A 20418-nucleotide genomic window follows, 5' to 3' on the forward strand; every position below is an offset into this window, starting at 1 on the left:
GGCGGCGCTCAATAGGCGATGCAGACGGATTTGGTCTCCGTGTACGCGTCGATGATCGCGCGGCCATGCTCGCGGCCAATGCCCGAGGCCTTGAAGCCGCCGAAGGGCAGCGCCGGATCGACCATGTTGTGCGTGTTCACCCATACCGTGCCTGCCTGAACGCCATCCACCACACGCAAAGCCTGGTCGAGCTGGTTGGTCCAGACGCTGGCGCCAAGACCGTACTCGGAAGCATTCGCCGCCGCGATGGCTTCCTCGACATCGTCGTACGGCATGGCGACGAGCACCGGCCCGAACACTTCTTCGTGCACGACGGTAAGCGGCTTGTTCGCCGCGTTCGAGATCACGGTGGGCTCGATGAAGTAGCCGGGGCGATTGCCGTCGCCGCCGCCCGCCACGATGTCGCCGCCTTCGGCGCGTCCCTGCGCGATCATTCCCGCAACCTTGGCGCGATGGCGCGCCGAAACGAGCGGGCCCATCTGCGTGGCCGCGTCGAAGCCCGAGCCGAGTACCGTTGCGCGCGCAACGTGTGCGATGCCATCGACGATCTGCTCGTAACGCGCGCGCGGCAGATACAGGCGCGAGCCAGCCGTACACACCTGGCCGTGATTGAAGAAGATCGCGCCGGCCGCGCCTTCGATCGCCCGCTGCGGATCGCAGTCGTCGAGCACGATCACGGGGCTCTTGCCGCCCAGTTCCAGCGACACGCGTTTGAGGTCGCTTGCGCATTGCTTGCCGATGATGCGGCCCACTTCGGTCGAGCCCGTGAAGGTGACCTTGTCCACCTGCGCATGGCGCACCAGCGCCGCGCCTGCCGTTTCGCCCTGGCCCGTGACGACGTTGAATACGCCCGGCGGAAAGCCGGCTTCGTGTGCAAGTTCGGCGAGACGTATGGCCGTGAGCGGTGTTTCCTCGGCGGGCTTGAGCACCACGGTGCAGCCGCAGGCGAGAGCAGGCGCGATCTTCCAGACCGCCATCAGCAGCGGGAAATTCCACGGCACGATCGCGGCGACCACGCCTGCGGGCACGCGCCGCGTGGAGGCGTTGTAGCGCACGCCGGGCGGGAACGCGAGCGAGAGATCCACGGTGCTGCCCTCGATCTTGGTCGCCCATCCGGCCATATAGCGCAGCCATTGCACGCTGCCGCCTACTTCGAGCATCTTCGAAAAGCCCAGCAGCTTGCCCTGATTGAGCGTTTCGAGCGCCGCGAGTTCGTCGCCGTGCTGCTCCACGAGATCGGCGAGCTTGAGCAGCAGGCGCTCGCGCGCGGCCGGCGGCATGCTTCGCCACGTATCGGCTTCGAAAGCGCGGCGCGCGGCCGTGACGGCTGCGTCGATGTCGGCGTCGCTGGCGTCGGGCACCTGCGCGATCTCGGCGCCGGTGGCGGGATTGAATACGGCGAACGTGCGGCCGTTGCCGCTTTCGCTAAAACGTCCGTCAACGAACATCTGCGTGCGGATCGTGTGCGTGAAGTCCTGGCGGTCCATACCGTCTCCTGGTTTAGGTAGTAATGCGAACGTATTTGGGTGGTGGTTTCAGCGTAAGTCGATCGTGCTGCCCGCCGCGAGTGCGGCTGAAGCGGAGTAGTGGGTACGCGTGCGGAATCGGCGCGGGGCCGCGAATGCGTATGCGCATGCAAGATTGAGCGCGCCCCCAACGAGAAACAGCACGTAGAACCCTTGTCCAAAGCCCCATGACGTGGTGGCGAGCGCCGCGCCTGCCAGCATGCCGGCATGGTGGGCGAGGCCCGGGCAGCCGGCACCCGATGCGCGGGTCGCTCGCCCGCCGCGCATGAGCGTGGGGAGCGTCAGATAGTCGAGCACGGCGAAAGCGGGCGCAGCGAGCGCGGCCCACGGTGCAAGCGAATCTATCGTGAACGCGGTGAGCAACGCGCCGCGCAATACGAAGAGCGCTAGCAGCGCGCGCCGGTAATCGACGCGCTCGGCGAGCCAGCCTGCGACGCCCACCACGGCGAGCGAGATCGCGACCTGTGTGACGGAAACCGCAGCGCCGCCGCACAGCGCGAAGAACTGGAAGCGCGCGAGCACACCGCTCGAAAGCCCGGCAAGCAGCGCGGGTGCAACGAGCAGCATGCCGTTGCGCCACGCTGGCGTCGTTGCGTGCCTATGCGTCGAGCTTGCGGCGTTCTCACCTGTACGCCGCAAGTGCAGGCACGCTGCGGCGATCAGGGCTGCGCCGCCCAGTATGAGCGGCGTCTGTGCCCCCGTCGCGCCGGCACGCGCGCCTTCGCCCATTGCCGCCATCGTGAGTGCGAGTGCGCTCGCGACCGGTACGGTGGCGCGCGTAACGAAGCAGCGTGCCAGCACGCCGGGCAGCAGGGCCATCGAAAGCAAGGCAATTGCGCTTGCGGCGAATGTGGCGAACGATGCGCCGGCCTGCATCGCCGCGCTCATGATGCCTGCGGCAAGCGCGCTTGCGCCGCCTGTGATCGCCGCCCAGAGGCACAAGAGCCGTGCCACGTGCATCACAGCAAGGCGGCGCTCGCGCGGCATCATTGCGTGCTCACTGCTTGCTGTGGCAGCACGATTTCGCTTCGGGCGCAGGTGCGCCGTCCTGCACGCTGTGCGGATCGCGCCCGCCCGGCAGGTCCATCGCCGCATTGCCGTAGAAGAAGTTATTGGGCTTGAGCATGAAGCCCGCATACTCCACCGGCATCACGGGGAAATCCTCGGGCTTGCACACGTGCGTGTGGCCGAAGCTGTGCCACAGCACGATGTCCTCGTTCTCCACGTTGCGGTTCGCCTCGATGTAGCGCGGCAGGCCGTCGCCGCCCGCGTGCTGGTTCGGGTAATCGCCGCTCGCGTAGCGCTGCGTCGTGTCGTACGGCGTGACCCACACGTGGCGCGTGGCGAAGCCGCCGCGCTGGCGCACCTTCGAGTTGGGATCGGCGAGCATGAGCGGCGAGTCGTTGACGATGAGCTTGTAGCCCGGATTCGCGCCCACGCGGTTTTTCACGTTCGGATTCACGACTTTCCAGAAGCGCCCGGTCTGACCGTTGGCGTTGCGCGCCGCTTCCTGCTCGGTCTTGAGCACGCGTTTGGTCGTATCGAACACGTTGCCGTACGGATTCTCCGCGCCCATCGCAAGCGGCACGAATTCGTGCTCGGTCACGGAGTTCTTCTCGCCATCCACCATCATGTGCAGGCGCGCGTTGAAGAAGTGCTGATGCGTCGGGCCGCCCAGGTTTTCCGTGACCATGCCGCCCCACGGGTACGTGTCGCCGTCTGCCACCGCCGAAGTCTGGATGATGCCCGTGAGCTTGCATTCGAGCTGGATCGTGCCGTCCTGATAGAAGTACCAGTAAAAGCCGTAGTCGTAGTTGCCCACGGTCGCGAAGAACGAGATGACGAGGCGGCGCGAGCGGCGCATCTCGAACACGCCGGTGCGGAATTCGTAGTGCTTCCAGAGCGTGCCGTAATCTTCTTCGTGCAGGCACACGGCGTTCTTCATGGTGAAGCCGTTGCCGAAATCGTCGGCGGAAGGAATGTCGAAATAGCGGATCGTGCCAAGGCAATCGCAGCCCAGTTCGAGCTGGTTCGCGAGCTTGCCGAGTCCGTATTCACCCGCGTCGAACGCGCTTTTCCAGTAGTGGTTCGTGGTGGGGTCCGAGTAGGGCACGCACATCTCGGTCACGCTCGCGCGGTACACGATCGGGCGCGGCGCGCTCTTGCCGTCGTCCCAGGTGATCTGGTGCAGCACGAGCCCTTCACGCGGCGTGAAGCCCACGCGGAATTTCCAGTTCTGCCAACTAACCTGCCAGCCGTCTATCGTAAAGCTCGGCCCTTCGGGCTGGCTGATGGAGAGCGGCTTGACGGTGGTGCGCGGCTCGCCGAGGCTCGGCGTGTCGTAGTTGTGCTTGGCGCGCGGGATGGGGATGATACGGCCGTCGTCGATCAGCTCGATCACCTTGTGCGCCAGCAGGTCCACCACGGCGACGACGCCTTCGATGGGGTGCGCATAGCCATTGTCGGTCAACGACTCGCGGTAGTAGCTCACGCAGCGCACGAGGCGGCGGCCGTTTTCGTTAGGGCGGTCGAAGGCGCCTGCGGAGAACGGATCGACTTGCACACGCTCGAGATCGTCGTCGGTGAGGCCGCGCTTCTTGACGGCCGCGCGCCACGCAGTGTCTTCCTTCACGATGCGCTCCGCATTCATGAAGTCTTCGATCATCACGGGCGGCTGGCCATAGGGCGCGCTTTGCAGTGCGAGCGCCTTGCGCGATTCCACTTTTTTCTCGCGCAGGTCCACGACGAATTCGAGCGTCTGGCTGCGCGTGCGGTCGATCGCGATGACAAAGGCGCGGCGCGAATAGTACTCGCCGGGTTTGTAGGCGAGCACTTCCGCCTTGGGCGGTTCATGCAGTTCGGTAACGGGAAAGCGCCCATATTCATCGAGCTGCTCGGCGGCTTTCACGATGTCACAGGCAAGCTGCATTTCGGCGAGGCTCAATGGGTCGAGCGGATGCGCGTTCGGTTTCGTGTTCATAAGCATTTCGTAAGGATGACGTTGGGCGCAACAGGGCAGGGGGCGGTATGAGGAATTCGCATTCGTCTCGTGCCTTGTCGATGGGTCAATCGTAGAAACGCCGTATTTTTTTCGCGCTTGCAAAACGCGCCAAAGGGGCGATAGAGTGCGCCAGAGACGAACGATGGTTCAAGCCGTCGGCGCATACAGGCCCTAATGGAGCGAGACATGAAAAGAGTGCCTGTCAATAGCGGTTTCCCCATGATTCGTGGCGCCGTGATGGGTCCCATCGTGCGTGCGCTCGACGCCGCTGGTGCGGACTGCGATGCATTGCTGGCCGAGTTCGGCTTGAGCCGCCGGCAGCTTTCCAATCCCTATGAAATCGTGGCGCTGGGGCGTTATGTGGGCGCATTCGAACGCGCGGCGCAGGTGCTCGACGAACCGTTTCTCGGTCTGCGCTTAGGCGCCGAATTGCAGCTCACGGAACTGGGGCCAGCTGGCCTCGTGTTCATGTCGTCGCCCACGCTCGGCGCCGCAATCCGTAAGTTCACCGATACGCTTGGCTCGTGGCAGAGCGCAACGGCCGTCGACCTCGTGACCGACAACGCATGGCCGATGTGGAGCTACCGCATTGCACATACGCAGATCTGGCCGCGCCGGCAAGACGCCGAATACAGCGTGTCGGCGATGTGCCACATGATTCGTCAGGTGCGGGGCGCGGCGTGGACGCCGTGTGAGATTCATTTCGAGCACGCGGCGCCCGAGGACCTCAAGCCGTATATGCGGCTCTTCCGCGTGCCGGTGCGCTTCCAGCAGCCGGCAAACGGCGTGGTCGTGCACCCGCACGATCTCGACACGCCGCTCAAAAGCGCCGACGTGCAGATGGCGCGCATGATGGAGCGCCACGCCACCGACCTCATTTCGCGCGACACGATCCCGCATACGCTCGTGGACCAGGTGCGCGATCTCGTGACGCGGCGGCTTGCGCGCGAGAAGCTCGTGGTCGGCGACATCGCGAAGGACCTCGGGCTTTCGGACCGCTCCTTGCAGCGGCATCTCGCCGACGCCGGCACTTCCGTGCGCCAGATCATTCGCGAGGAGCGCGAACGCAGCGTGGCGGTGCTGCGCGAGCAGGAGGGCATGACCAACGCTGCTGTGGCCCGCGCGGTGGGGTATGCCGACGCCACTGTGCTATGGCGCGCAACGCGCAACTGGCAAGCGGTGAAAGCTAAATGATGGCTGTCGGTAAGTATGTGGACTGAATAAAGTACGAATTTCCAGTTTGCGGCATTGATCAGGATGCCGAAGGTAATCTCGACCGCTTCACGGCGGTTAAGTGAAAACCCGCTCCAGCCCTGGCGCACTTTATCGAGTATTTGGCGCGTTGCGCCAAGTCGGCGAATTTATTAGCTGCCTACCATGCGCTCAATCCGAATCGGGAAATTCGATTCGTCGAGCGCCAGAGGCACGCGGTTCTTCATCGTGTCGTACGGCGAACCCAGAACAGACACCAGCAGAGGCAACGATGAACGAACCGTATTCTCCCGCTCACCTCGTTGGAGACGACGCGGCAGTGGACTCACAACGCAGCCTGCTCGGGCTTTGGCAGATCGTCTTTCTCGTCATTTCCGCAGCGGCGCCGCTCACCGGCATGCTCGGCGCGGTGCCGCCGGCCATCAGCCTTGGCAACGGCGCGGGCATTCCCGGCGCATTCGTGATTGCGGGCGTCGTGCTGCTCGTGTTCAGCGTGGGCTTCGCTTCGATGAGCCGGCACATCGTGCGCGCCGGCGCGTTCTACGCCTACATCACGGCAGGTTTCGGGCGTCCCGTCGGCATGGCCGGCGCGCTCGTCGCGCTGCTCTCGTACACGAGCATCCAGATTGCGCTGTACGGCCTGTTCGGCTTTTTCTGCACAGTGGTGCTCGGGCCATTGATGCATAGTTCGCTGCCGTGGTACGCGTATTCGTTCGCGTGCCTCGTCGTCGTGCAGTTCACCGGCATTCGCGGCATCGACCTGAATAGCCGTCTGCTCGGCGTGCTCATGTGTCTCGAACTCGGCATCCTGCTGCTGCTGAGCCTCGCGATCGTCATTCATCATGGCGGACCGGACGGCCTCACGCTTGCGCCGTTTTCGCCGCGCCACGTATTCAGCGGCCATCTCGGCATTGCGGTGATGTTCGCGCTCGCGTCGTTCATCGGCTTCGAGGCCACGGCGATCTACGGCAAGGAGTGCCGCGACCCGAAGGTCACGGTGCCGCGAGCCACCTATGTTTCCGTCACGCTGATTCTCGTGTTCTTCGCGTTTGTCACGTGGGCCATCGTTTGCGCCTACGGCATCAGCAACGTGACGGACGTGGCGACGAAGCAGCCGGGCGACTTCTGGTTCATCCAGTCGACGCAGTACCTGGGCGGCGCGATGACCACGACGATGAGCTTCCTGCTGCTTTCCAGCATCTTCGCGAGCCTGCTGTCGTTCCACAACACGATCGTGCGTTACATCCACGCACTTTCGGGCGAAGGGATTCTTCCGGCCGTGCTCGATCGTCTGCATCCGAAGTATGGTTCGCCGTATCTCGCGAGCTATCTGCAGACGCTTTCGGTTGCGGTGCCGGTGGGTCTTTTCGTAGTCGCGGGCAGCGATCCGTTCAATATCGTGTTCAGCTGGGGTTCGGCGCTCGGCACCATCGGCATCGTCATGCTGCAGGCGGTCACGAGCTTCTCGGTGGCGGCATTTTTCCGCGCCACGAAAAAGGACACGCGCCTCTGGCACGCGTTCCTCGCGCCTGTGCTCGGCGGCTGCGGTCTGCTCTCCATCGGCATCGTGCTGATCGGCAACCTCGACGCGCTCGCCGGCTCCGATAGCCCTGTCGTGCGCGCGTTCCCCTGGATCGTGCTCGCGGCCGCACTGGTCGGCGTGGCGATTGCGATCATCCTCAAGCGCTCGCGCCCGGACATCTACGCGCGATTCGGTCAATAGCACCGCGGCGCGCTTCGCGCGAAGCGTTCGATTCACGCAGTTTCCTGCGTTTCCCGTAGTTCCAGACAAGAGCGGCGCGCCAGACGCGCCGCGCTCCGGTCGCGCGCGTGCATGCAAGGGCGTGGCCTACCTCCTCTTCGAAAAGACAACGACATGGCAAATACCGTCAAGCGCACGGCGCTGGCGCTGGCTTCCTGCGCCTTCGCGATTGGCGCGCACGCGCAATCTTCAGTCACGCTTTACGGCACGGTGGACGCGGGCCTCGTTTATTCGACCAACCAGCAGACCACGCACGCAGACGGCAGCACGAGCGGCCACGCAAACTGGCAACTGGGCGGCGGCAACCTCGTGCCGTCGCGCTGGGGTCTCACGGGCAGCGAAGAGATCGGTGGCGGCACGAGCGTCAATTTCACACTGGAAAACAGCTTCTTTTCGCAGAACGGTGCACTGCTGCAGGGCGGCACACTCTTCAACCGCAATGCCTGGGTAGGGGTCGCAAACAACCGCTACGGCACGCTCACGCTTGGCCGTCAGTACGATCCGTTTTCCGACGACCTGGGCGCCTACGTGTCGAGCAACAACTGGGCAACGCTCTATGGTTCGCACTTCGGGGACGTGGACAATCTCAACGAAGCGTTCAACTTCAATAACTCGATCAAATATGTGAGCCCGAGTTTCGGCGGCTTCACACTTGGAGGCCTGTTCAGTTTTGGCGGCGTGGCGGGGAATTTCTCGCAAAACCGTGGCTGGTCGCTGGCTGCAAATTACGCCAACGGGCCGCTTTCGCTTTCTGCCGGTTACCTCGAATTGCGCAATCCGCTGCAGGCAGCGCTCGGCGGCGAGAGCGGTTATATCGGTGACTTTAGCTGCAGCAATCCAAATGCATCGTACTGCGAACTACAAAACGCGCAACGCATCAGCATTTTTGGCGCAGGCGGCTCGTACGCGTTCGACAAGATCAGCGTGGCGCTCAGCTATACGCACACGCGTTTGTCGCAGAGTCTCTATTTCGCGGACGCGGCGCGACCACAAGGCGCGGACATCTCGTTCGACATTGCCGAGTTGAACACGACGTGGCAATACTCGCCCGCGCTGCAGTTCGGCTTCGCTTATATCTTCAACGATGCGCATCCGGACGGCGGATCGTCCACGCGGCTGCATCAGATCAACCTCGGCGCGGTGTACAGCCTGTCCAAGCGTACGGCGGTTTATGCCGTGGCGATCGGGCAGAAGTCGTCGGGTGCAGGGCTTGGGATCGACGCCACGAGCGGCGCGACGCAGAACCTGGCGCAGATCCCGAATCTCGTGAATTCGGACACCGACAAGCAACTCGCCGTGATCGCGGGCATTCGCCACAACTTCTAAGCGAGGAACCGCGGCGCAGCATGATGCGCCGCGGCAACTTCGCGCGCGTGCACGCTTCGCAAGCCGCCCGCGCCGTTCGGCAGTAGAATGTTCGGGTCCGCTTTTCGTGTGAGCCCGCACATGAAAGTTGCCTTGTTTGTCCCTTGCTTCATCGACGCGTTCTACCCCGAGGTGGCCATCGCCACACTGGAATTGCTCGAGCGCTTCGGCTGCGAGGTCGACTATCCGCTAGATCAAACCTGCTGTGGGCAGCCCATGGCCAACAGCGGCGCGCAGGCCGAGGCAGCCGGCGCGGAGCGGGTATTCGCCCGCGCCTTCGCGGGCTACGACTATATCGTCGGGCCTTCGGCGAGCTGCGTGAATCACGTGCGCGACCACTTCACCGCGATCGAGCAGACCGAAGCGGTGCGCAAGGTGCGCGAGAGCACGTACGAACTCGTCGAGTTTCTGCACGACGTGCTGGGCGCGCGCGAATTTCCCTGGGCCGAATTTCCCTGGCGCGTAGGTCTGCACAATAGCTGCAGCGCGCTGCGCCATTTGAAGGAAGCGTCCGTTTCCGAAATCGCAGGCCCGGTGTTCTCGAAGCCGCTCGCGCTGCTCGAACATGTGAAGGGCATCGAGTTCGTGAAGCCGGCGCGCCCCGACGAATGCTGTGGTTTTGGCGGCACGTTCGCCGTAACCGAAGAAGCGGTGTCGGTGCGCATGGGCCAGGACAAGGTGGTCGATCACGTGAGCGCGGGCGCGCAGTACATCGTTTCCGCCGACATGTCCTGCCTCATGCACCAGCAGGGCTGCGCCGAACGCATGAGCGCGGACATCCGCTTCATTCATATTGCCCAGGTGCTCAACGGAGCGCGCGAATGAAGCGAGTCGAACATGCAAAGCTCGCCGGCGCGTTTCTCTCGCGGCCCGAGCATGTGGCCTTTCACGACAAACGTCTGTGGGACTTGCGCTCGAAACGCGACGCGCAGGCTCACGCCATTCCCGAATGGGAAATGCTGCGCACGCTCGCCTCGCAAATCAAGGCGCATACGCTCTCGCATCTTGCCGACTACCTCGACCATTTCACTCGCACGGCGCAGGCCAATGGCGTACAGGTCCACTTTGCGGATACGGCCGAGGAGCACAACGAAATCGTGTATCGCATTCTGAGCGAGCGCGGCATGACCGCGCTCGTGAAGAGCAAGTCCATGCTCACCGACGAGTGCGAGATGCGCTCGTATCTGGAGTCGCGCGGCATCTCGGTGATGGAGACCGACCTGGGCGAGCGCATCCAGCAACTCGACAAGCAGCCGCCCAGCCATATCGTCGTGCCCGCCGTGCACAAGCTGCGCGACGACGTGGCCGAAGTGTTCGGCCGCACCATCGGCACGGACCCGCACAACAACGACATTCACTACCTGGCGGAAAGCCAGCGCATGAATACGCGGCCGTGGTTCGTGCGCGAGAAAACGGCGGGCATGACCGGCTGCAATTTCGCAGTGGCCGAAACGGGTACGGTGGTGGTCTGCACCAATGAGGGCAACGCGGACCTTTCGGCCAACGTGCCGCCGTTGCATATCGTCTCGATGGGCATCGAGAAGCTGATTCCCCGCCTTTCCGATCTCGGCGTATTCGTGCGCATGCTCTCGCGCAGTGCGCTCGGCTCGCCCATCACGCAATACACCTCGCATTTTCGCGCGCCGCGGCCCGGCGCCGAAATGCACTTCGTGCTCGTCGACAACGGCCGTACCGAGCGGCTCGCCATGCCCGAGTTCTGGTACTCGCTCAAGTGCATTCGCTGCGGCGCGTGCATGAATACGTGTCCCGTATACCGGCGCAGCGGCGGTCTCTCGTACGGCAGCACCTATGCGGGGCCGATCGGCGCGATCATCAATCCGACCTTCGATCTCAAGCGCTTCAGCGCATTGCCGTTCGCGTCTACGCTCAACGGCAGCTGCACGAATGTGTGCCCGGTGAAGATCAATATTCACGAGCAGATCTATCAGTGGCGGCAAGTCATCGCGGCGCAGCACGAAGTGCCGTTCGTGAAGCAGGAAGTGCTGAAGATGGCCGGCCGGTTGCTCGGCAGTCCGACGCTTTATCGCGGCGCGGTAAAGTCACTCGAGGGCGCATTGCGCCGCTTGCCCAACTTCATGCTCTACAACCCGCTCAATATCTGGGGCAAACAGCGCGATCTGCCGCACGTACCGCACACCACGTTCCACGCGTGGTACCGGAAAAACCGCAAGGGAGGCGGCGATGGCGGATCGTGAGGCATTTCTCGCGCGCGTGCGCGCCGCGCAACCCGCGCACGAACCGTTGCCCGAGGTGCCGCTGTTCGCCGCCCCTCCTGGCGACTTGCGCGAGCGCTTTTGCGCTGCGCTCAAACTGATGGGCGGCAGCGAGACCGAGGTGCAGAGCGCGGCCGAGGTGCGTGCCATGATCCTGCGCCGCTTTGGCAGCGAGGCGCGCATCGCGTCGGCCACGCCGGAGGTGCAGGGCACGCGCGAGATCAGCGCCGCCACGCAGCCGGCGTCGCTCCAGGACGTCGACGTCGGGGTGGTGCGCGCGCGCTTCGGCGTCGCGGAAACGGGTTCGCTGTGGCTGAGCGAGCGCGAGTACGTGGTGAACGCGCTTGGCTATCTCGTGCAGCATCTCGTGGTGCTGCTCGATCCCGCGAAGCTGGTGGCGGGCTTGCAGGACGCGTACCGGCGCGACGATTTTCGCGGCGCGCGCTACGCGGCGCTCGTCACGGGGCCGTCCGCGACGGCCGATATCGAAGGCGTGCTGATCCAGGGGGCGCAAGGCGTGAGGTCGTTGACGGTGGTGTGGCTGCCGGCCCCGTGACGGTTGCACGCCATGGTCATCCACGTCCTTCTCCTGAGCGGCTTTCTGCTGGCGAGCATCGCGCTCGTTCAGGCGGTGAGCCTGCGCTGGTCGATTTCCGAATCGGTCTTGCTGGCCGCGTGGGGTTTCACGCTCGGCGGCATCTATCTCGTGAGCGGCGAGGCCTGGCCCGCGCTCTCTGCCAACTTCGTGATACCTGCGCTCGCGCCGCGGCTGCCGCCCGAGGCGTACTTGTGGATCTTCCTGCCGCCGCTGCTATTCCAGGCCGCGCTCAGCGTGAACGTGCGTGAGATGCTCGGCGACGCGGCGCCCATTTTGCTGCTCGCCGTGGTGGCCGTGTTCGTCGCGACCGGCGTGGTGGGCGGCGCGGTCCGGCTCACGGGTCTCGGTCCACTCGCCGACGGCCTCCTGCTCGGCGCGATGATCGCGACCACCGACCCCTCCGCCGTGCTGGCCGTGTTCCGCGAAGTGGGCGCGCCGGAGCGGCTCGTGCGCCTCGTGGAAGGCGAGAGCCTGCTCAACGATGCGGCCGCCATTGCCATTGCCGGCGTGCTGATCGCCGCGATCACGGGCGACGCCGCCAATGTGTCGGCCACGGCCGCGCTGCGTGCACTCGGTATCGCGCTTGGCGGCGGCCTGCTGGTCGGGGCGCTGGCCGGGCGCCTGTTCGCGTGGCTCTTGCCGTTGCTGGGCGGGGAGGGCAAGGCCGAGATCTCGCTCAGTTTCGCGTTGCCGTATCCGCTTTATCTTCTCGCCGACCAGATGTTGCACGTCTCGGGCGTGGTGGCTGTGGTCGCGGCCGGGCTCGTCATTAGCGGCCTGGGGAGCACGCGCCTGTCGCCTGTGAACTGGAAACATCTGCAACTGATCTGGGAACAGATCGCGGCCATGGCGGGCGCGGCGATCTTTCTGCTCGCGGCCATGCAAATTCCCGCCACGCTGCGAAACGCGCAGTGGATCGATCTCGTCGCGCTCGCGGTGGTGGTGGTGGCGGCGTTCGTCGCGCGCGTGGTCGTGGTGTTCGGCATGCTTCCGCTCTTGAGCCGCGTGCGGCTCACCGAGCCGGTGAGCGCCGCCTACAAGCTCGTGATTGCCTGGGGCGGGTTGCGCGGCGCGGTGACGCTCGTGCTCGCGCTCGGTCTCGCGCAGGACACGGCGCTGCCCGATTCCACACGCCGTTTCGTCGCGATTCTCGCGACGGGCTTCGTGCTCGTGAGCCTGATCGTGAACGGCACGTCGCTCAAGCTGCTGATCCGGCGGCTGCATCTCGATCTGCTCTCGCCGCAGGAGCAGGCGTTGCAAAGCAAGGCGGTGCAGCTTTCGTCGATTGGCGTATCCGAGCGCGTGCATATGGCGGCGCGCACCTTTCACATTCCCGATGCGATCGCCGACGAGGCCTGTCACACGTTCCGGCAGAGCGTCTATATCGGCGCCACGGGGTACGATATCGAAGCCGCGCTCTCCGACCGCGAGCGTCTCGTCATCGGCCTCGTCACGCTCGCGGCGAAGGAGCGCGACCTGATTCCGCAGTACGGCAGCGGCATCATCACGATCCGCAATCTCGACGCGATGATGCGCAACACCGACGCCATGATCGAAGAGGCTCGCGCGGGCGGGCGCCTCGGCTATCAGCGCGCCGCGGCGAAAATTCTCGCGGATACGGCGGGCATGCGCATCGCGCGCTTGCTCTATCGCTGGCTGCGCTTGCAGCAGCCGTATGTCGACGCACTCGCCGATCGCTTCGAACTCCTGATGTGTCGCCGGGTGGTGCTGCATCAGCTGATCGTATTCAACGACCAAAGCCTCACGCCGCTGCTAGGCGAGCGTCTCGCGGCGCTGCTCAAGACAATCTTGAAGACGCGCATCGAGAAGGCTGAACATGGGCTTGAGGACGTGCGCCAGTGTTTCGGTCACGCGGCCGACGTGCTCGAGCGGCGCATGCTGCTGCTCTACGCGCTGCGCGAAGGGCGCGAGCGCGTGCAGGCCATGTACGAAGACCGTTCCATTTCGAAAGAGATCTACGATTCGATCCGGCGCGAACTGGACGTCGCGTGGAAGCTCGCGGTGCCGCGGGCGCACCCGGATCTGGTGCCGGGCGAGGCTGAAGCGAAGGCTAAGGCGGTTCATACGCGCATCGACGCATTGAACGGCGCCAATGCGCACAGGGAGCCCGCTGCATCGGAAGCACCCGAAGCGGCGCCCGCCGATGCGGCCGCGCCGGTGGAAAACGCCTCCGCCGAGGAGCGGAGGGCGTCGCCATGACCGAAGTGCAGCAGGCCGTGCTCGTGTTCGTGCTGCTGCTCGGAGGCACGGGCCTGGGCGTCCTGCTGCGGCCGTTGTTGCCCGAGGAGCATCGCAAGCATGAAACCGTGCAGCTCGTGCAACTCGTGATCGGCATGCTGGTGACGTTTGCGGCGCTCGTGCTGAGCCTGCTCACCGCGTCGGCGAAATCGAGCTTCGATACGGCGACCAACGACATGCGCACCTACGCCGCCGACCTGATCCAGCTCGATCAACGCCTGCGCGATTACGGTCCCGACGCGGCAACGGCGCGCACCTTGCTGCGCGCCTATACGGCAAGCGCCATCGCCTCGACATGGGAGCAGGAAAAGCCGCCGCCGGGCAACTACTATCCGCATGATCCAGGCGTTGGCAACGACGAACTCGAGAGCCGGCAGCTCGGCGCGCTGCTCGACTCGGTAGGGCACGAAATCGACACGCTCGTGCCGCACGACGCCTACCACCAGGCGCTCGTGAGCCCGCTCGCGCAGATGTTCGACCGCGTGACCGATACGCGCTGGCGTCTCATCGAAGAGGCGCATGGCTCGATTTCGCGGCCGTTCTTCACGATGCTGGCGCTCTGGCTGGTGCTGATCTTTCTGAGCTTTGGCCTCGTCGCGCCGCATAACGCGCTCGCGATCGTGCTGATCGTACTGGGCGCGGTGTCCATTTCGTCGGCGGTCTTCGTGATCGCCGACCTCGATACGCCGTTTACGGGACAGCTCGTGGTGCCGAGCGATTCGATGCGCGACGCGCTCGCGCACATGAATGCGCCCGCTAGTAGCGACGCGAGCGAGCCATTGCGCTAGACTCGCGCGACTCGATGCGTACAGGAAAGGAGATTCGCAATGTTGCGCAAGACGCTCAATGCTTCGCGGCTGCAAGAGGAGGTGCACCGGCGCATCCACCGGCTGCAGGAGGTGGTCGAAGACGGCGTGAAGATCGGCGTGCCGCGTCCGCAACTTCAAGCGCCCGATCGCAGCGGCTGCAACTGGACGATGCAGCACTTTCACAACGCGGCAGGCTTCGAGGCGAGCGTGGCGCGCGTGCTGGAGCAGATGCGCTCCGAGTACAACCTCACTGAGACACAGGACGAAGCTGTAGAGGACGACGCCGGCGAGACGCCCGACGCGCGCGATCCGTTCGGCGGGGCGAAGCGCGCTGCCGCGCAGAATCCGTTTGGCGGGGCGAAGCCCGCTTCGGCTGCGAACCCGTTTGGCGACGCGAAGCCGTCGGGCAAGCAGGATCCTTTTGGAAGTGCCACGCCCGCGAGCGACGAAGCGCCACCGGCCAAGGGCAAGCGGCCCGCGAATCCGTTCGGCGAATGATGGGTGCGCCGCGCGCCGCCCGTCTTGAGCGGCGTGCGCGGTGCGATATTCAGCCTATTTTCAGTTTTCTTCCGCGGCGGCCTTGCTGCGTGTGCGGCGTGCACGCGCGGGCGCTTTCCTGGCGGCGGGCTCGGCCGGCGTAGCGGCAGCGCTCGCTGGTTCGTCCGCGGCGCTCGGCGCCGGTTCGGCGGCTTTCTTCGAAGTCTTCTTGCGCGCGGGGCTCTTGCGCGCAGCCGTCTTTCGCGCTCGCGCGGGGGCGGGCGCGGCGGTCTCGACGGTTTCGAAATCGGCCGCCGGTTCGGGCGTCACGGGCGCGTCGTGTGCCGCTTGCGGCGCGTGGTCACGCTCGTTCGCGTCGAATGGCTCGGCGAAGAAGGGCGGCGCGGCTTCGTGGCCGTGCGCTGCATGCGCTTGGACCGGCTCGAACGGAATCTCGCCTTGTGTCTCGACCGGTTGCTCGACCGCGGCTTCGCGCGCGTCCGCCGCACCGCCGCCGCGGCCATTGCGACGGCCTTTGCGCCTGCCGCGCGGCTCCTCGGTGCGCGGCGCCGGGCTTTCCGGCGCCGGCACGCTGGCGGCGGGCGCCGGGAGGGGCGGCGGGTTCAGCCGCGACACCCATGTGCCCGACTTGTCGTCGCGGCCCACTTCAAGCAGGCCGCGCGACTGCGCCTCTTCGAGCAGATTGCCGAATGCGCGAAAGCCGTAGCGCGTTTCGTTGAAGTCGGGCCGGCGGCGCTTGATGGCGCTCTTGAGCACCGAGGCCCAGATCTTGCCGCTTTCGCCGCGCTCGAGCACGAGCGCGTCGAGCGTTTCGATCGCAAAGGTAACGGCCTTCGACTTGCGCTCTTCGCCGTCCTGCTTCGGCTGGCGTTCTTCGCCGCCCTGGCGTTTCGCGTCGCCGCCGTCCTTGTGCTTGCCTTTGCCGCGAGTCTGCTGATCGCGCACGAGGTCGCGCACCAGGTCGTCGTAGAAGATGAACTCGTCGCAGTTGGCGACGAGCAGGTCGGAGGTGGAGTGCTTCACGCCCACGCCGATCACCTTCTTGGCGTTTTCGCGCAGCTTCGAGACGAGTGGCGAAAAGTCGGAGTCGCCGCTCACGATCACGAAGGTGTCCACGTGCGACTTCGTATAGCAGAGATCGAGCGCGTCCACGACGAGGCGGATATCGGCCGAGTTCTTGCCCGACTGGCGCACGTGCGGAATTTCGATCAGTTCGAAGCTCGCCTCGTGCATCGCGGCCTTGAAGCCCTTGTAGCGCTCCCAGTCGCAATAAGCCTTCTTCACGACGATGCTGCCCTTGAGCAAGAGCCGCTCCAGCACGGGCTGGATATCGAAGCGGTCGATCTTCGCGTCGCGCACGCCGAGCGCGACGTTCTCGAAGTCGCAGAACACCGCCATGCTGACGTTTTCCTGTGGGGAAGCCATGTGATTGATTCGTTCCATCTACGTTGAATTCACATGATAGCCGGTTGAACCGCGGCAGGCCGGGAATCGCGATAGCGGTGCCGCTCCCTGCGGACGAGCTAGTTGTGTGAGCAAGCATGGTTCATTGCAGCCATTTTCGAGCGTCCGATCGTAAAACCCCTCTTTTTCACGTAAGCGTCACAGCGCATTCGTAGCCTTACGCCGCCCTGGCTTTCCGGATCGGCAGGGTACCCAAAGCCGCAAGCGCTCCCAAGCCCCATAGCGGCAAAAAACCAAAAACGACTCGACGACGGTGGACGTTAAGCGCCGCGCGCCACATAGCCGAGCAGGGCGCTCACAGCCTGGGCCTCGCGGCGCACGGCGCGCCCGTTCGGCCCCTCGGGCGTCGCGTCGAAGCCGCCCGTGGCGCCCAGCACCGTGAGCGCGCCGCACAGCTTGCCGGTGTGATCGAAGAGCGGCGCCGAAACGGCGCTGATGCCCTTGAGATTCGTATCGCGCACGCTTGCGCAGCGCGCCGCCTGCACGTCGCGGCGCAGCGTGTCGATCGGGTCGCTCGCACTCAGTTGCGCACGCAACGAAGCGTCGGCGTGCGCGAGTTCTTCCTCGGCTTGCGCGAGCACGCGCGTGTCGTCGAGCAGGCCGAGGAAGACGCGGCCCGTGGACGACCATAGCAGCGACATCACCGACCCCACCCGCACGTTGACCGTCACGGGCAGCCCCGGCTCCTCGAAACGGATGATCGTGGGCCCCTTGTTGCCCATCACCGCGACGAACGACGTCACTTCGAGCGTCTCGCGCAGGCGCACGAGCGCAGGCTCCGCAATGCGCACAGGATCGGCCTGACGCATGGCGGCCACGCCGATCATCATCGCCTCGACGCCGAGCCGATACTGCTGGGTGGCGGTGTCCTGCGCGACGAGACCCTCCTCGATCAGGCTCACGAGGTACCGATGCACTTTCGCGGGACTCTCTTCCACGCAGGCCGCGAGACCCGAGAGGCTCGCACGGCCGCCCAGGCGCGCGAGCCCCTTCAGCACCGCCATGCCGGTTTGCGCGGACTGCACGCGCTGGCGGCGTTCGCGCGGTGCGGCGGCTTTCGTTTCTCGCGCGACTTTTGGGGCCGCCACTGTGGTGGCTGCTACGGCCTCGGCGGCTTTGGCCGCGGGGCGGCGGGGAGTGGTTTTCCTGCTTTCCATGCTGGGCGGGGACGGACGTTCGGTTGGGTTCACGCGGGATTTTAGGGCGCATAGGCGCAGTACAGTGCCTGCCATGCTTGCACGTTAACCCCTATCTCACGATTACGCAATGCGTACTAGAGTTACGCAAAACGTAATTCATGCAGGATGCAGGAGAGGCATATGAGCGAGACATCTTCCCAGTCGGCGGGCCGCTGCCCGTTCCCCCACGCAGCGGGCGAGGCGCGAAACGCCGCGCCGCGCTGCCCGGTCAGCGCCAACGCCGCGGCATTCGACCCGTTCAGCGACGGCTACCAGCAGGACCCGCCCGAGTACGTGCGCTGGGCGCGCGAGCAGGAGCCCGTGTTCTACAGCCCGCAGCTTGGCTACTGGGTGGTCACGCGCTACGCCGACATCAAGGCGATCTTCCGCGACAACCTCACGTTTTCGCCCTCTATTGCGCTCGAAAAGATCACGCCCACGGGCCCCGAGGCGAACGCGGTACTGGCGTCTTACGGCTACGCCATGAACCGCACGCTCGTGAACGAAGACGAGCCTGCGCACATGCCGCGCCGGCGCGTGCTGATGGAGCCGTTCACGCCCGAACATCTGAAGCACCATGAACCCATGGTGCGGCGCCTCACGCGCGAGTACGTGGACCGCTTCATCGACGCCGGCCGCGCCGATCTCGTCGACGAGATGCTCTGGGAAGTGCCGCTCACCGTAGCGCTGCATTTTCTGGGCGTGCCTGAAGAGGACATGGACCTGCTGCGCAAGTACTCGATTGCGCACACGGTCAATACGTGGGGCCGCCCGCGCCCCGAAGAGCAGGTCGAAGTCGCGCACGCGGTGGGCAACTTCTGGCAGTTCGCGGGCAAGGTGCTCGACAAGATGCGCCAGAACCCGGACGGCACGGGCTGGATGCAGTACGGCATTCGCAAGCAGAAGGACCATCCGGAAGTCGTCACGGACTCCTATCTGCATTCGATGATGATGGCGGGCATCGTGGCCGCGCACGAAACCACGGCCAATGCCACGGCCAACGCGATGAAGCTGCTGCTGCAGCACCCGCACGCGTGGCGCGAGATCTGCGAGGACCCGAGCCTCATTCCGAACGCCGTGGAGGAGTGCCTGCGCCACAACGGGTCGGTGGCGGCCTGGCGGCGCCTCGCGACGAAGAACGTGCAGATTGGCGGCATCGACATTGAGGCGGGCTCGAAGCTGCTGATCGTGACGTCCTCCGCGAATCACGACGAACGCCATTTTGCGGACGCCGACCTGTTCGACATTCGTCGCGACAACGCAAGCGATCACGTCACGTTCGGCTACGGTTCGCATCAGTGCATGGGCAAGAACCTCGCACGCATGGAGATGCAGATCTTCCTCGAAGAGTTCACGCGCCGCTTGCCGCACATGCGTCTGGCCGAGCAACGCTTCACCTACGTACCCAACACGTCGTTCCGGGGTCCTGATCATCTGCTGGTGGAATGGGACCCCGCGCAGAACCCGGAACGCACGAATGCGGCGCTGCTCGGCGCGCACGTTCCAGTGCGCATTGGCGAGCCTTCGGCGCATGCGCTTTCGCGGCCCGTGGTGGTCGAGCGGGTGGACGCCGTGGCCGAAGGCATCGTCCGCCTGCGGCTCGTTGCGCCCGACGGCGGCGCGCTGCCGCGCTGGGCGCCGGGCGCGCATATCGACGTGGAATGTGGCGACACCGGCATCTCGCGCCAGTACTCGCTGTGCTCGGACCCCGCCGACACGCGTGCATTCGAGATCGCCGTGCTGCGCGAAACGCACAGCCGCGGCGGTTCGGCCTGGGTGCACGACACGTTGCGCACCGGTATGCGCCTGAAGATTCGCGGCCCGCGTAATCATTTCCGGCTCGACGAGGAAGGGCGTCGCGCGATCTTCATTGCCGGCGGCATCGGCATCACGCCGGTGAGCGCCATGGCGCGCCGCGCGCGCGAACTGGGCATCGATTATGAATTGCACTACAGCGGACGCTCGCGCAAGACGATGGCGCTTGCCGACGAACTCGCGCAACTGCATGGCGAACGTCTGCATATGCACGTATCGGAAGAGGGCACACGCAACGATTTCGCCGCGCTGCGCGTCGACGAACAGACGCGCGTGTACGCCTGTGGCCCCGCACGCATGCTCGAAGCGCTCGAAGCCTGCAGCGAGGCGTGGCCAGAAGACGCGCTGCGCGTGGAGCACTTCGCCGCAACCGGCGGCAAGCTCGACCCCGCGCAGGAACAGGCGTTCGAAGTCGAGTTGAAAGACTCGGGGCTCGTGCTGAGCGTGGGCGCGGATCAGACCGTGCTCGACGCGCTGCGCCGCGCGAACATCGACGTGCAAAGCGACTGCGAAGAAGGCTTGTGCGGCTCGTGCGAGGTGCGCGTGCTGGCGGGCGAGATCGATCACCGCGACGTGGTGCTCACGCGCGCCGAACGCGACACGCAATCGCGCATGATGACCTGCTGCTCGCGCGCGAAAAGCGGGCGGCTGGTACTCGAACTCTAGTCGCCGCAGCGCGATCGAGACAATAAAACAA

14 protein-coding genes and 1 pseudogene are annotated in these 20418 nt (G+C 65.1%); 10 read left to right on the plus strand and 5 right to left on the minus strand.

The annotated features are described in order from the left end of the window. Positions 1 to 8 precede the first annotated feature (8 nt). From styD to U5A65_RS34735, 3 genes are read right to left on the minus strand one after another with little or no spacing between them, the layout of a single operon-like run. The gene (gene styD, locus U5A65_RS34725; protein WP_415766158.1) at positions 9 to 1487 is read right to left on the minus strand and encodes a phenylacetaldehyde dehydrogenase StyD; all 1479 of its coding nucleotides are present in this window, start codon (positions 1485 to 1487) and stop codon (positions 9 to 11) included. A gap of 48 nt (positions 1488 to 1535) precedes the next feature. Continuing rightward, a complete protein-coding gene (locus U5A65_RS34730; RefSeq protein ID WP_321949113.1) occupies positions 1536 to 2516 on the minus strand; it encodes a hypothetical protein in 981 nt (326 codons plus the stop codon). 7 nt (positions 2517 to 2523) lie between these two features. Further along, positions 2524 to 4506 (minus strand): primary-amine oxidase, encoded by a 1983-nt coding sequence (locus U5A65_RS34735; protein WP_321949114.1) that lies wholly within the window; start codon positions 4504 to 4506, stop codon positions 2524 to 2526. A 207-nt stretch (positions 4507 to 4713) separates the two neighbouring features. Here U5A65_RS34735 and U5A65_RS34740 point away from each other — a divergent pair, with 207 nt between their 5' ends. The 9 genes and pseudogenes from U5A65_RS34740 to U5A65_RS34780 all read left to right on the plus strand — a co-directional run. After that, positions 4714 to 5721 carry an AraC family transcriptional regulator gene (locus tag U5A65_RS34740; RefSeq protein ID WP_321912354.1) on the plus strand — a complete coding sequence of 336 codons (1008 nt, stop codon included), beginning with the start codon at positions 4714 to 4716 and terminating at the stop codon, positions 5719 to 5721. 289 nt (positions 5722 to 6010) lie between these two features. Continuing rightward, complete coding sequence (locus U5A65_RS34745) at positions 6011 to 7462, plus strand: APC family permease (RefSeq protein WP_321912352.1); 1452 nt, start codon at positions 6011 to 6013, stop codon at positions 7460 to 7462. Positions 7463 to 7615: 153 nt separating this feature from the next. Beyond that, positions 7616 to 8827, plus strand: a complete 1212-nt coding sequence (locus tag U5A65_RS34750) for a porin (RefSeq protein ID WP_321949115.1) — start codon at positions 7616 to 7618, stop codon at positions 8825 to 8827. 120 nt (positions 8828 to 8947) lie between these two features. Next, positions 8948 to 9691 carry a (Fe-S)-binding protein gene (locus tag U5A65_RS34755; protein WP_321912347.1) on the plus strand — a complete coding sequence of 248 codons (744 nt, stop codon included), beginning with the start codon at positions 8948 to 8950 and terminating at the stop codon, positions 9689 to 9691. Further along, positions 9688 to 11082 carry a lactate utilization protein B gene (locus tag U5A65_RS34760; protein WP_321949116.1) on the plus strand — a complete coding sequence of 465 codons (1395 nt, stop codon included), beginning with the start codon at positions 9688 to 9690 and terminating at the stop codon, positions 11080 to 11082. The genes U5A65_RS34755 and U5A65_RS34760 overlap by 4 nt, the downstream gene beginning before the upstream one ends. Further along, complete coding sequence (locus U5A65_RS34765) at positions 11069 to 11656, plus strand: LutC/YkgG family protein (protein ID WP_321949117.1); 588 nt, start codon at positions 11069 to 11071, stop codon at positions 11654 to 11656. Before U5A65_RS34760 ends, U5A65_RS34765 begins: the two co-directional genes overlap by 14 nt. 12 nt (positions 11657 to 11668) lie before the next feature. Continuing rightward, a complete protein-coding gene (locus U5A65_RS34770; protein WP_321949118.1) occupies positions 11669 to 13918 on the plus strand; it encodes a cation:proton antiporter in 2250 nt (749 codons plus the stop codon). After that, positions 13915 to 14745 carry a hypothetical protein gene (locus U5A65_RS34775; RefSeq protein ID WP_321949119.1) on the plus strand — a complete coding sequence of 277 codons (831 nt, stop codon included), beginning with the start codon at positions 13915 to 13917 and terminating at the stop codon, positions 14743 to 14745. Before U5A65_RS34770 ends, U5A65_RS34775 begins: the two co-directional genes overlap by 4 nt. A 39-nt stretch (positions 14746 to 14784) precedes the next feature. Further along, a pseudogene (locus U5A65_RS34780) lies at positions 14785 to 15030 on the plus strand (hypothetical protein); the annotation flags it as partial. A 294-nt stretch (positions 15031 to 15324) separates the two neighbouring features. Here U5A65_RS34780 and U5A65_RS34785 read toward each other — a convergent pair. Both U5A65_RS34785 and U5A65_RS34790 read right to left on the minus strand, forming a co-directional pair. Further along, positions 15325 to 16689 carry an NYN domain-containing protein gene (locus U5A65_RS34785; RefSeq protein WP_321912339.1) on the minus strand — a complete coding sequence of 455 codons (1365 nt, stop codon included), beginning with the start codon at positions 16687 to 16689 and terminating at the stop codon, positions 15325 to 15327. Positions 16690 to 16988: 299 nt separating this feature from the next. After that, on the minus strand, positions 16989 to 17885 hold the full coding sequence (locus tag U5A65_RS34790; RefSeq protein WP_415766162.1) for an IclR family transcriptional regulator: 897 nt from the start codon (positions 17883 to 17885) through the stop codon (positions 16989 to 16991). Between the two features lie 162 nt (positions 17886 to 18047). Here U5A65_RS34790 and U5A65_RS34795 point away from each other — a divergent pair, with 162 nt between their 5' ends. Then, a complete protein-coding gene (locus tag U5A65_RS34795) occupies positions 18048 to 20387 on the plus strand; it encodes a cytochrome P450/oxidoreductase (RefSeq protein ID WP_321949121.1) in 2340 nt (779 codons plus the stop codon). The last annotated feature ends 31 nt before the right edge of the window (positions 20388 to 20418 follow it).

This window comes from Paraburkholderia sp. J10-1, from assembly GCF_905220165.1.
Taxonomy (GTDB): Bacteria; Pseudomonadota; Gammaproteobacteria; order Burkholderiales; family Burkholderiaceae; genus Paraburkholderia.